This window comes from Corynebacterium jeddahense (genome assembly GCF_028609865.1).
Classification (GTDB): domain Bacteria; phylum Actinomycetota; class Actinomycetes; order Mycobacteriales; family Mycobacteriaceae; genus Corynebacterium; species Corynebacterium jeddahense.
In genome coordinates this window covers 1,573,116-1,585,296 of the sequence record NZ_CP063194.1, presented here as the reverse complement: position 1 = coordinate 1,585,296, position 12,181 = coordinate 1,573,116, and the positions used below count along the sequence as shown (strand labels likewise).

The following is a 12,181-nucleotide window of genomic DNA, read 5'->3' as shown; positions in this document are numbered from 1 at the left end:
CCCAGACTAGCCGGGCTACCATGGCCTGCGGACGCAAACAGAAAGGACGCGCATGTTGAAGGTCGGAGTGTTGGGCGCCAAGGGCCGGGTCGGCTCGGCGGTCGTCGCCGGGGTGAACAAGGAGGAGGACCTCGAGCTCGCCGCCGAGATCGGCAGCGGCGACGAGCTGCAGCAGCTTCTCGACGCCAAGGTGGACGCCATCGTGGACTTCACCACCCCGGGCGCGGTGATGGGCAACCTCGAGTTCTGCATCAACCACGGCATCCACTGCGTCGTGGGCACGACCGGCTTCGACGACGAGCGCTACCAGCAAGTGCGCGACTGGTGCGCCGCCAACGAGGGCGTCGGCGTGCTCATCGCCCCGAACTTCGCCATCTCGGCCGTGCTCACCATGGCGTTCGCCCGCCAGGCCGCGCCGTTCTTCGAGTCTGCCGAGGTCGTCGAGTTCCACCACCCGAATAAGCTCGACGCGCCGAGCGGCACGGCGGTGAAGACGGCGCAGGGGATTGCGGAGGCTCGTCGAGAAGCGAACATGCCCGCGATGCCGGACAAGACCGAGCAGGCGCTCGACGGCGCGCGCGGCGCCGACGTCGACGGGGTGCCGGTGCACGCCGTGCGCATGCAGGGCATGGTGGCGCACGAGGAGGTCATCTTCGGCACCACCGACCAGTCGCTGACGATCCGGCAGGACTCCTACGGCCGCGAGTCTTTTGTCCCGGGGGTGCTCACCGGCGTGCGCGAGGTGGCGAACCACCCGGGCCTGACCATCGGCCTCGACGAATACCTCGGGCTGTAGATGCGGGTGCAACTCGTCGCCGCGACGTCGCTGCGCATCCCCGGCCCGGAGGGCATGACGGACGGCGAGGCCACCATCGCGCACGCCGCCTTGTCCGACATCGCGCCGGAGGGGCTGTTGCATTCGCTTATCGACGACGACCGCACCGGCCTGCTCGACCACGCCGGGGCGAGCCTGCACATCCGGGGGATCTCGCGCGACGCGGCCCACGCCCTCGAGGCCGCGCCCGGGCTGCACGTCACCCTGCGCGCGGACGAGGGGTTCGTCGTGCCGGCGGTTATCGCCGGGGACGAGGAGCTCGCGCGCATGTTCCGCACCGCGGTGGAAGACATTCACTTCGTGCAGGGGGAGCTCGGCGCCGCAGTGGAGGAGCAGCTCGCCGGGGAGGCGAACGCGCTGCTGCGGCGCAAGCGCGCGGCGGAGGCGGTGCGCGCGCTCGCGCCCGCCGCGGCCGCGGTCCAGGCCGTGGCCTCCGGGTCCTACCGCGCGTGGCGGGAGTTCGTGGCGGACCACGATGGGCCGTACGAGCACGAGGAGACCCGCGCGGTGGCGGAAGCGGTACTCAAGGTCATGCGGGGCGAGGCGCCGCGGCTGTTTGGCGATTTGGGCGCCGAAGGCCGTCGATAAGCAATTGCGCTGAGTGGGCAGGTATCCTACTTGCCCATGGGCACATCACTGAAAGCTGATCGAGGCGCCGATATCTTCGGCTCCGTTTGCGTCGCTATGGTCACGCCGTTTGATTCCGACGGTGAACTCGACCTCGGCGCAGGACGCGATCTCGCTGCCCACTTGGTAGAAAACGGAATCGATTCACTAGTGCTCGCGGGCACGACGGGCGAATCCCCGACGACGACGGACGAAGAGAAGGTCGCGCTGCTGCGCGCCGTGCGCGACGAGGTGGGGGATAACGCCCGCATCGTCGCCGGTGCCGGGTCGAACAACACCCGGCACGCGGTTGCGATGGCGAAGGCCGCGCAGGAGGCGGGGGCGGACGGCCTGCTGGTGGTCACCCCGTACTACTCCAAGCCCTCGCAGGAAGGCGTGTACGCGCACTTCGAGGCGGTGGCCCAAGCGACCGACCTGCCCGTCTGCCTGTACGACATCCCGGGCCGCTCCGGCATCGCCATCGCTCCGGACACCGTCCGCCGCCTGGCGGAGGTGCCCACGATCCAGGCGATGAAGGACGCGAAGGGCGATTTCCTCGAGGCCGCGGCGCTCATGCACGAGACGGGTCTGGTCTGGTACTCGGGCGACGACCCGCTGAACCTGCCGTGGCTGGCGGCCGGCGCGACCGGCGTCATCTCGGTGGTGGGGCACGCCGCCCCACGGGCCCTGCGGGAACTAGTGAACGCATTCGAGGCCGGCGACCTCGCCCGTGCGCGGGAGATCAACGCCACCACGCTCAACCTGCTGGCGCGCCAACAGGGCGCGCTCGGCGGCGTGACATTCGCAAAGGCAGCCCTGCGACTGCAGGGCATCGACGTGGGAGACCCGCGCCTGCCGGTGGCTGCAGCCACCGACGAGCAGGTCGAGCGGCTCCGCGACGAGATGAAGAAGGCTGGAGTCCTATAGATATGAACGAACCCCGCAATCGCGCACGCAAGGTGACGCGAAAGGCTGGACCGCCGGAGGCGTCCGACCAGCAGCCCGTGTTCCAGGCACCGGAGGCAGCGCCGATCGAGCGCCCGGGCGCCGGTGACGGCGGCGACGCTGGCGCCGGTGCCGGTGCCGGTGCCGGTGCTGGCGCCGCCGAGGTCCGCGCCGACAACGGCGGCAACGACAACGGCGGCCGAGACAACGGCGGCAACGACAACGGCAACGGCCGCGACAACGGCAACGACAGCGGCAACGGGGGTGGCCGCAGCCGGCGCCGCGGTCGCGGCCGGGGCAACGGTGGCCGCGGTAACGGCAACGGCGGCCACGGCGGCGAGGGCCGCGGTAACGGCAACGGCGGCCACGGCCGCGGCGGCAACGGCGGCGGGCGCCGCAACCCGGTGAAGTCCATGCAGGGCGCGGACCTGACGAAGCGCCTGCCCGCCCCGGCGAAGCTGGCCAAGGACACGCTGCGCATCTACGCGCTCGGCGGCATCTCGGAGATCGGCCGCAACATGACGGTCTTCGAGTACAACGGGCGCCTGCTCATCGTGGACTGTGGCGTGCTGTTCCCGAACTCGGACGAGCCGGGCGTGGACCTCGTGCTGCCGGACTTCGGGCCGATCGAGAACAAGCTGGACAAGGTCGACGCGCTCGTGGTCACCCACGGCCACGAGGACCACATCGGCGCGATCCCGTGGCTGCTCAAGCTGCGCAACGACATCCCGATCTACTCCTCGAAGTTCACCAACGCGCTCATCGCCGCGAAGACGCAGGAGCACCGCCAGCGCCCGAAGCTGCACGACGTGAACAAGGACTCCGAGGTCACTGTCGGCCCGTTCCGCCTGCGCTTCTGGCACGTCGGCCACTCCATCCCCGAGTGCCTCGGCCTCTCGATTAAGACGGGCGCTGGCCACGTGGTGATGACCGGCGACATCAAGGTGGACCAGACCCCGTACGACGGCAAGCCGACGGACATCCCGGCCCTGGCCCGCTACGGCGACGAGGGCATCGACCTGTTCATGTGCGACTCCACGAACGCCACCATCCCGGGCATCTCCGCCTCAGAGGCCGGCATCGAGGAGACGCTCACCCGGCTAGTCGCGGGCGCGCGCCAGCGCGTGGTCATCGCGTCGTTTGCCTCGAATGTCTCGCGCGTGCAGATGGCGGTCAACGCCGCCGTGGCCAACAACCGCAAGGTGGCGTTCAACGGCCGCTCCATGCTGCGCAACATGGAGATCGCCGAGAAGATGAACCTGCTCAAGGCGCCGAAGGGCACGATTATCCCGATCGAGGAGGCCGCGAAGATGGCGCCGCACAAGACGGTGCTCATCACCACCGGCACCCAGGGTGAGCCGATGGCGGCGCTGTCGCGCATGTCGCGCCGCGAGCACCGCCAGATCACCATCCACGACGGCGACACGATCATCCTGTCGTCCTCGCTCATCCCGGGTAACGAGGAGGCCGTCTTCGCCGTGATCAACAACCTCGCCCAGATCGGCGCGAACGTGATCACGAACTCCGAGGCGCACGTCCACGCGTCCGGCCACGGCTACGCGGGCGAGCTGCTCGCGCTCTACAACGCGGCGCGCCCGCGCAACGCGATGCCGGTGCACGGCGAGTGGCGCCACATGCGCGCGAACAAGGAGCTCGCGATCTCCACCGGCGTGAAGCCGTCGAACACCGCGCTCGCCCAGAACGGCGTGGTCGTGGACATGCACAAGGGCCAGATCAAGGTCGCGGGCCAGTACCAGGTGGGCCAGCTCTACGTCGACGGCACGACCATGGGCGATGTCGACCCGGACGTGCTCGCCGACCGCACCTCGCTCGCCTCCGGCGGTGTCGTGTCCATCACCTGCGTTATCGACGACCGCACGGGCCGCCTGCTCGAAGCCCCGCAGGTGTCCACCACGGGTTACTCCGACGACGACCGCGACTTCAACAAGAAGGTCGTCGAGGGCGTCGAGGCCGTCATGGGCGACCTCGCCGCCGAGGGCGAGAACGACCCGTTCCGCATGGTGCAGCAGATCCGCCGCAAGGTCTCGCGCGCGATCGAGCAGAACTACAAGCGCCAGCCGGTGATCCTCCCGACGGTGGTGCCGATGTCCTCGGACAACCACGCCGCCTCCGACGACGAGATCGCGGCGACGCGCGAGTCGCGCTAGGAGCAGTTCGCTTCTCGACGCTCCTTCGGCAGGGCCACCGTAACGGCGGCCCTGCCTTTCGTGATGTAAGGGATATGAGACCTTCACAACCAGCGCTCACCCTTGTCGCCCTCGCCACCGCCGTTGCCACCGCCCCCGGCGTCCTACCCGCGGCGGGCGCGGCGGAGCGGGTCCACGAGCTGCAGCCGGGAACCACGGTGCCTTACGATCCCGGCTACACCGGCTCTTGGCTGAGCTACGACGTGGTGCGGCCGGGGGACAAGGACTTCTTCCACGGAGGCGATGGCGCCATCCGGGTGCTGGGGCGCTTCGACGCTGATCAGATTCTCTGCATGCATTACAAGGGCGGGTTTGGTGGGTGCTACGTCGAGGGGAAGACGGTGACCGACCTCGGCTACGGGCCGGCGGGCCGCGTGGTCACCACCGACCCGGTGTGGGCAGCGTTCGCCCCGGTGATTCGGGTGCTCAACGACCTGTACGCCAAGATCTTCGCGGTCGCGTGGAACGCGGGCATCCTGCCCGCGTCGATGTAGCACGCAGTTCACCACCCCGCCCCGCCGCACCACACCGTGCCGCGGGGCTAAGCTCGGGCGCATGTCTTTTGCGCAGAAAGAACGTGAACGCCTCGCCGAGCTCTTCCTCGAGGTCGGCCCGGATGCGCCGACGCTGAACGAGGGCTGGGTGACACGCGACCTCGCGGTGCACCTGCTCATCCGCGAGTCCAAGCCCGCCGCGGCGCCCGGCATCTTCGTCGACGCGCTCTCGGGCGTGACGGAGAAAGAGACCGAGAAGCAGATGGCCCGCCCGTACGAGGATGTCGTGCGCGAGTGGGCAGCCGGCCCACCGGTGTGGCTGAAGCCGCTCAACACTGCGATGAACACCTCCGAGCACTTCATCCACCACGAGGACGTGCGTCGCGGCGGGGGAGTGGTGGCGCCGCGCGAATTTTCCCGGGCGGTGAACGAGGAGCTTTTCGCGCTGGCGAAGCGCTTCGGGCGAATGACGCTGCGCAAGGCGCCCGTGCCCGTGATCCTCACCCCGCCGGACATGCCGCCGGCCACGCTGGGGGACAAGGCCGGTGTGGCCGAGCGTGGGGACAACGTACTGCGCGTCGCCGGTGAGCCGGGGGAGCTGCTGCTCTGGGTGTCGGGGCGCGACGCCGTCGAGGTGGAGAAGTCCGGCGCGGTAGACGCGTGCAAAGACTTCACTGTCAAGATGTAGCGCTTGACCGGCGCGCGCCGGTGTGGCGTATGGGGAAAATGTGACTTAAGGCGTTAGAGTTACACCCATGTCTGTCAAAAACACCGCACCGCGCTCGTCTCGGTCTCCCTCCCGCCGCCCGGCGGACGGCACCCGCTACGGCGGTCCGGTGTCGATGACGCACCCGCCGACATCCTCCAACGTCGCCGCCGACACCGCCGACGAGCGCGTCGGCTCCGCCTACAAGGCCGTGGGCAGCTCGCTCGGCGCCGCAGCGCGCGGCGTCGGCGCGTTCTTCCGCCGCGACCACGAACCCGAGGAACACGAGGATTTCTTCGAGCCCGAGCGTGACGACGACGCCCCGCGCGAGCGCCGCGGCCGCCGTGCACCCCGCGAGGAGGAGGCCGAGGAGCGCGCACCCCGCGAGCCCCGGTTTGGCAACGGGGGCCCGAGCACGTTCGAGACCCACGCCGACGCGTGGGGCCTCATCCTCATCGGCCTCGCCGCCGTGATCGGCGGCTCCGTGTGGTTCGACGTGGCGGGGCCGGTCGGCGACCTCATCTCCACGGGGACGCACTGGCTCATCGGCGCGGGCGCGCTCATCCTGCCCGTCGTCCTTGTGGGCGTGGCGCTTGCGCTCATGCTCAACGTGCGCGCGAGCGACGAGGTGCGCGCCCGCGTCACGCTCGGATTTAGCATCATCGCGCTCGGCATGCTCGGGCTCGTTCACGTCTTCGCCGGAAACCCCTCGGCGTGGTCGGAGCGCAAGACCGCCGGCGGCGTGATCGGTGCGTTCACCGGCGGTCTGCTCGCCGCCGGGTTCTCCGCGTACATCGCGGTGCCGCTGCTTAGCCTCATCATCGTCTACGGCGCCCTCAAGGCCACGGGCATCACGGTGCGCGAGGCGTACGACTACGTCAAGGGCCTCGCGATCGGGATGTTCGCCGGGTTCCGGTCCGGGGGCGCGGCGGACGCGGACGAGGACTCGGACCCCTACGCACACGTATCGGACGACCTCGACGACATCGCGGACGGCCGCGAGCGACGCTCCGCCACGGCAACTGCGACTGCACCGGCGCCGCGCCCCGCGCGCAACTTCCGGGCCGAGCGCCCGGCCCGTCCGCCGCGCCGCCGCCCGACGCCGATGGAGAGCTACCCCACGAACGAGACCGACCGCGGCGATGACGAGCTGTTCGACTTCGCCGACGAGGTCGACCTCGACGGCGACATTGACCTCGGCGGCGCCACCGACCTGGACGCCGACCTCGACGACGCCGCGCCGGCCCAGCCCGCCGCCGCCCCCGAGGCGCCGACCACGGCGGTTTCGCGTCCGGCCCCGGCGAAGCGCCGCCCCGTGCGGGACAACGAGACGCGCGTCATCGAGCGGGGAGAACGCGAGCCGGAGGGTGAACGTCGAGAAGCAACTGCCCCCGACGCCGTGGCCAGCTCCCGCGAGCAGATGGCGAAGGCGATCGCGGCGCGCTCGGGCATCGACGCGTCGAAGATCCCGGCGACGACGCCGAAGTCCGAGCTGGAGAAGCCGGCGCAAAAGGTGCGCAAGATCCCGCAGGGCGACTATACGCTGCCGTCGACGGACCTGCTCATCCCCGGCGCCGCGCCGAAGACGCGCACCGAGGCGAACGACCGGATGATCGAGGCGATCACGGACGTCTTCGAGGAGTTCAACGTCAACGCGCAGGTCACCGGGTTCTCGCGCGGGCCGACAGTGACGCGCTACGAGGTCGAGCTCGGCCCGGGCGTGAAGGTCTCGAAGATCACGAACCTGCAATCGAACCTCGCGTACGCCGTGGCGACGGACAACGTGCGCCTGCTTACCCCGATCCCTGGCAAGTCGGCCGTGGGCATCGAGGTGCCCAACGCCGACCGCGAGATGGTGCGCCTTCGCGACGTACTCGACGCGCCGAAGGTGGCGGCGCAGGACGACCCGATGCTCATCGGGCTGGGCAAGGATATCGAGGGCGAGTTCATCGCCAGCTCGATCCAGAAGATGCCGCACCTGCTCGTGGCCGGCTCGACCGGCTCCGGTAAGTCGGCGTTCGTGAACTCGATGCTCGTCTCGCTGCTCACCCGCGCGACGCCGGAGGAGGTCCGCCTCATCCTCGTCGACCCGAAGATGGTGGAGCTCACCCCGTACGAGGGCATTCCGCACCTGATCACGCCGATTATCACCCAGCCGAAGAAGGCGGCGGCCGCGCTGCAGTGGCTCGTCGAGGAGATGGAGCAGCGCTACATGGACATGAAGTCCGCGCGCGTGCGCCACATCAAGGACTTCAACCGCAAGGTCCGCTCCGGCGAGCTGGTGGCCCCGCCGGGCTCCGAGCGCGAGATGCGCCCGTATCCGTTCATCGTATGCGTCGTCGACGAGCTCGCCGACCTCATGATGACGGCGCCGAAGGAGATCGAGGAATCCATTGTCCGCATCACCCAAAAGGCGCGCGCGGCCGGCATCCACCTCGTACTGGCGACGCAGCGCCCGTCCGTCGACGTGGTCACCGGCTTGATCAAGACGAACGTGCCATCCCGTTTGGCCTTCGCGACGTCGTCGCTGACGGACTCGCGCGTCATCCTCGACCAGGGCGGCGCCGAAAAGCTCATCGGCATGGGCGACGGCCTGTTCATCCCCCAGGGCGCCGGAAAGCCGCAGCGCCTCCAAGGCGCGTTCGTCACCGACGAGGAGATCCAGGCCGTCGTCGAGGCAGCGAAGTCGCAGGATGAGCCGGACTACGTTGAGGGCGTCACGGAGGACAAGCAGGCCGAGGCCAAGGTCATCGACGACGACATCGGCAAGGACATGGACGACCTCCTCGAGGCCGTCGAGCTCGTGGTCACCTCGCAGCTCGGCTCGACGTCGATGCTCCAGCGCAAGCTGCGCATCGGCTTCGCCAAGGCCGGCCGCCTCATGGACCTCATGGAGTCGCGCGGCGTCGTCGGCCCGTCCGAGGGCTCGAAAGCGCGCGAGGTGCTGGTCAAACCCGAGGAGCTGGACACCATCATCTGGATGATCAAGGGCGCGGACCCCGCGGAGGCGCCCAAGGAGCCTTCGCTTGACGACGCCTCCTTCGGCGACCCCAGCGACATCGCCTCGGATGCTGGCGCGGAGGGCGGCGCTGCGGGTGGCGCCGGCGGGGGCGACACCAAGACTGTCACCGCCACGTATAACCCGACCGGCGGCGCGTTCTAGGGGGCGTCGGCGGGGCGGGGCCGCCCGAATCGTGTAGGGTGAAACACGCTTGGAGGGGAGTACCCCGGAAGTGTCCAGGACCGTCAGCACGGAGCCGTCGATACGCAATGGCCCCGGTCCGGACAGCCCACGCGGTGGGGGAGACCTCCGGTCGTCTCTGTAACTCTGACCGGAGGTTTTACATATGCATGTGCCCCTGTACGTATGGCTGATCACCTCGGTGGTGATCCTGGGATTCTTCGTCTTCGACTTCGTCTCGCACGTGCGCACGCCGCACGAGCCGACGATGAAGGAGGCCGGCGGGTGGGCGCTGTTCTACGCGGCGATGGCGGCGCTGTTCGGCGGCGTCGTATGGGCGCTGTGGGACGGCGACCACGCCGTGCAGTTCTTCACCGGCTACATCACCGAGCTGTCGCTGAGCGTTGACAACCTCTTCGTGTTCGCGCTGATCATGGGGGCGTTCAAGATCCCCCGGGCGTACCAGCAGAAGGTGCTGCTCATCGGCATCGTCATCGCGCTGATCTGCCGTCTGGTGTTCATCTTGCTCGGCGCGGTGATCATCGAGGCGTGGTCGGACGTGTTCTACCTCTTCGCCGCGTTCCTCATCTACACCGCGATCAAGCTGGTGGTCGACGAGGTGACCGACGCGGAGGCGGACGACCCGAACGACATGTTTGTGGTGAAGACGCTGCGCCGGGTCATCCCGGTGACGAAGTCGTACCACGGCGACAGCCTGGTCTCGACAACGGAGGGTGGCAAGAAGGCGGTCACCCCGCTGTTCGTGGCGCTGCTGTCCATCGGCTTCATCGACGTGATGTTCGCGTTCGACTCCATCCCGGCCATCTACGGCATCACGCAGGAATCGTTCCTCGTGTTCACCGCGAACGCGTTCGCGCTGCTCGGCCTGCGCCAGCTCTTCTTCCTGCTCAACGGGCTGCTCGACCGGCTTGTGTACCTGCCGTACGGTCTCGCGGTCGTCCTCGGCTTCATCGGCGTGAAGCTGCTGCTCCACGCGCTGCACGAAAACAGCCTCCCGTTCATCAACGGTGGCGAGGGTTTCGACGTCCCGGAGGTGGGCACCGTGACGTCCCTGCTCGTGATCGTTGGTGTGCTCGCGGTGACCGCGCTCGCGTCCCTGGCAAAGGACCGCGCGGACGTGAACGCGGGGCGGAAAGAAGCCGACGAGAAGAAGTACCACGTGGACTACGACGACCACGGCAACCGTCGCAAGGTGGACCGCCACGGCCACCACATCGAGTGGATCGACGACCCGGCCACGTCCGGCAAGGGTGACCACACGGCGGACGGCTCGCGCGGCACGACGCACCTCGACGTGCCGCGCGGCGGGCGAAAGGCGTAGCGCCTAAAACAGCGCCTAGCTGAAGATGTTGGACACCGGGTTCCACTCGCGGATGTCCCGCGCGGCGAGCGCCCCGGCCACGGAGTAGGGGTCCTGGTCGAGCACGTCCGCGGCGTCGGCCTCGGTGGCGGTGTCGGGCAGCTGCAGGATAATCAGCGCCTGCTCTGTGCCGACGTACGGGCCGGACCCGACGATGCGCCCCAGGGCCAGCTGGCCGGCGATGAATTCGCGGTGGGCGGGGCGGGTCGCGTCGACAAGCGAAGGCTCCCCGTACGTATACGTGGCTGCGAAATACTTCATGGTGGGCAGTCTAAGAGGAAGCGGGAGGGTGGGTATGGTGGAGCGCGTGACCAACGCCCAAGCACCGTCGAATTGGAATCTGCCGAACGTCTTAACGTCGCTGCGGATTCTGTTCATCCCCGTCTTCGCGTGGTTGGTGCTCTCGCAGCGCTGGTGGTGGGCGTTCGGCCTCTTCGTCGCCCTCATGATCACGGACAAGCTCGACGGCGACATCGCCCGGGCACGCGGCCTGGTCACCGACTTCGGCAAAATCGCCGACCCGATCGCCGACAAGGCGCTCATGATCACCGCGCTGGTGACGCTGAACATCGCGAGCACGCTGCCGGTGTGGGTGACGGTGGTCATCGTCATCCGCGAGCTCGGCATCACCGTGTGGCGCTTCGCCATGCTGCGCCGCGGGCAGGTCGTTCCGGCGTCGAAAGGCGGCAAGCTCAAGACCGCGCTGCAGACCCTCGCGGTGGGGCTGTACCTCTGCCCGCTGCCCGGCTGGATGGACACGCCGACGTACGTAGTCATGCTCGTCGCGGCCGCGGTCACCGTGGTCACGGGCGTGCAGTACCTCATCGACGCGAGGAAGGTGAATCAGTGACCACAGCGCAGTTGCTTATTGACGAGCTCCGTGTCCGCCGCCAAACCATCGCCTTCTGCGAGTCCCTCACCGCCGGCCTCGCCGCGGCGACGCTCGCGGAGGTGCCGGGCGCGTCCGATGTGCTCGTCGGCGGGCTGGTGACGTACTCGCCGGAGCTCAAGACCGCGCTGGCCGGCGTCCCGGCGGAGACCATTGAGCGCGAGACGGTGGTCTCCGCCGCGGTGGCTCGCGAGATGGCGCGCGGGGCGCGTCGTGCGTGCGGGTCGGACTGGGCGGTCTCGCTCACCGGCGTCGCCGGGCCTGACGCGCAGGACGGCGTGCCGGCCGGCACGGTGTGGATCGGGCTCGCCGGGCCGAAGTGGACAGCGTCCTCGCAGGCGGCCGAGCTGCTCGACGCCTCCTGCAGCCGCTTCGCGCTGCGCGAGGGTGCCGCCGTGCCGGTGCGCGTACTCGCGGGGGAGCGCAACGAAGTGCGCCGACTCGCCGTCGAGGCCGCCCTGCGCGGAGCACTTTCCGGCGTGCGGGAACAAAACTAGGCGTTTACTCGTTGGAGACTCTGATGACCACAACGACACTGCTGTACCAGACCCCGGTAGACCTACCCGCCGCGCCTGCCGCTCAGCCTGCGCCCGCTGCGCCCGCTGCGCCCGCTGCGCCGTCGCGCGAGCCGCTGTTCCGCGAGGCACTCGGCATGTCGCTGCGCGCCTTCCGCGCCGATAAGGGCGTGACGCTGCGCGAGCTGGCGAAGGAGGCGCGAGTCTCTTCCGGCTACATCTCCGAACTCGAGCGCGGCCGCAAAGAGGTCTCCTCGGAGCTGCTGGCGTCGCTGTGCGAGGCGCTGGACACCACCGTCTCGGAGGTGTTGCTGGAAGCTGTGGCGAACATGTCGATGCACTCCTTCACGGAAGAGCTCGCCCGCACCACCCCGGCCGCGGCGGAAGCGTAGCGCGCGGTTCGTGACTACAGTGGTTGTCGT

General features: G+C 69.0%; 12 protein-coding genes. 11 read left to right on the top strand and 1 reads right to left on the bottom strand.

Going from position 1 to position 12,181, the window contains the following annotated elements; all coding sequences use genetic code 11:
• The first annotated feature begins 52 nt into the window (after positions 1-52).
• From dapB to CJEDD_RS07700, 8 genes are all read left to right on the top strand, one after another.
• The gene (gene dapB, locus CJEDD_RS07735) at positions 53-796 is read left to right on the top strand and encodes a 4-hydroxy-tetrahydrodipicolinate reductase (RefSeq protein ID WP_042404626.1); all 744 of its coding nucleotides are present in this window, start codon (positions 53-55) and stop codon (positions 794-796) included.
• Positions 797-1,423, top strand: a complete 627-nt coding sequence (locus tag CJEDD_RS07730) for an FAD-dependent thymidylate synthase (RefSeq protein ID WP_052333682.1) — start codon at positions 797-799, stop codon at positions 1,421-1,423.
• A 36-nt stretch (positions 1,424-1,459) separates the two neighbouring features.
• Positions 1,460-2,368 (top strand): 4-hydroxy-tetrahydrodipicolinate synthase, encoded by a 909-nt coding sequence (gene dapA, locus CJEDD_RS07725; RefSeq protein ID WP_042404624.1) that lies wholly within the window; start codon positions 1,460-1,462, stop codon positions 2,366-2,368.
• 2 nt (positions 2,369-2,370) lie between these two features.
• Positions 2,371-4,554: a ribonuclease J gene (locus CJEDD_RS07720; RefSeq protein WP_042404622.1), complete on the top strand. Its 2,184-nt coding sequence runs from the start codon at positions 2,371-2,373 to the stop codon at positions 4,552-4,554.
• Between the two features lie 74 nt (positions 4,555-4,628).
• Positions 4,629-5,087 carry a hypothetical protein gene (locus CJEDD_RS07715; RefSeq protein WP_042404620.1) on the top strand — a complete coding sequence of 153 codons (459 nt, stop codon included), beginning with the start codon at positions 4,629-4,631 and terminating at the stop codon, positions 5,085-5,087.
• A gap of 61 nt (positions 5,088-5,148) precedes the next feature.
• A complete protein-coding gene (locus CJEDD_RS07710) occupies positions 5,149-5,775 on the top strand; it encodes a TIGR03085 family metal-binding protein (RefSeq protein WP_042404618.1) in 627 nt (208 codons plus the stop codon).
• A 67-nt stretch (positions 5,776-5,842) separates the two neighbouring features.
• Positions 5,843-8,956, top strand: coding sequence for an FtsK/SpoIIIE family DNA translocase (locus CJEDD_RS07705; RefSeq protein WP_052333681.1), 3,114 nt, complete (start codon positions 5,843-5,845; stop codon positions 8,954-8,956).
• A gap of 184 nt (positions 8,957-9,140) precedes the next feature.
• The gene (locus tag CJEDD_RS07700) at positions 9,141-10,316 is read left to right on the top strand and encodes a TerC family protein (protein WP_042404614.1); all 1,176 of its coding nucleotides are present in this window, start codon (positions 9,141-9,143) and stop codon (positions 10,314-10,316) included.
• Positions 10,317-10,331: 15 nt separating this feature from the next.
• On the opposite strand, the gene CJEDD_RS07695 is transcribed toward CJEDD_RS07700, so the two are convergent.
• Positions 10,332-10,616 (bottom strand): YciI family protein, encoded by a 285-nt coding sequence (locus tag CJEDD_RS07695; RefSeq protein ID WP_042404611.1) that lies wholly within the window; start codon positions 10,614-10,616, stop codon positions 10,332-10,334.
• A gap of 34 nt (positions 10,617-10,650) precedes the next feature.
• Here CJEDD_RS07695 and pgsA point away from each other — a divergent pair, with 34 nt between their 5' ends.
• From pgsA to CJEDD_RS07680, 3 genes are read left to right on the top strand one after another with little or no spacing between them, the layout of a single operon-like run.
• Positions 10,651-11,205 (top strand): CDP-diacylglycerol--glycerol-3-phosphate 3-phosphatidyltransferase, encoded by a 555-nt coding sequence (gene pgsA / locus CJEDD_RS07690; protein ID WP_042404609.1) that lies wholly within the window; start codon positions 10,651-10,653, stop codon positions 11,203-11,205.
• Positions 11,202-11,741 carry a CinA family protein gene (locus CJEDD_RS07685; protein ID WP_042404607.1) on the top strand — a complete coding sequence of 180 codons (540 nt, stop codon included), beginning with the start codon at positions 11,202-11,204 and terminating at the stop codon, positions 11,739-11,741. The genes pgsA and CJEDD_RS07685 overlap by 4 nt, the downstream gene beginning before the upstream one ends.
• 23 nt (positions 11,742-11,764) lie before the next feature.
• Complete coding sequence (locus CJEDD_RS07680) at positions 11,765-12,151, top strand: helix-turn-helix domain-containing protein (protein ID WP_042404605.1); 387 nt, start codon at positions 11,765-11,767, stop codon at positions 12,149-12,151.
• Positions 12,152-12,181 lie beyond the last annotated feature (30 nt).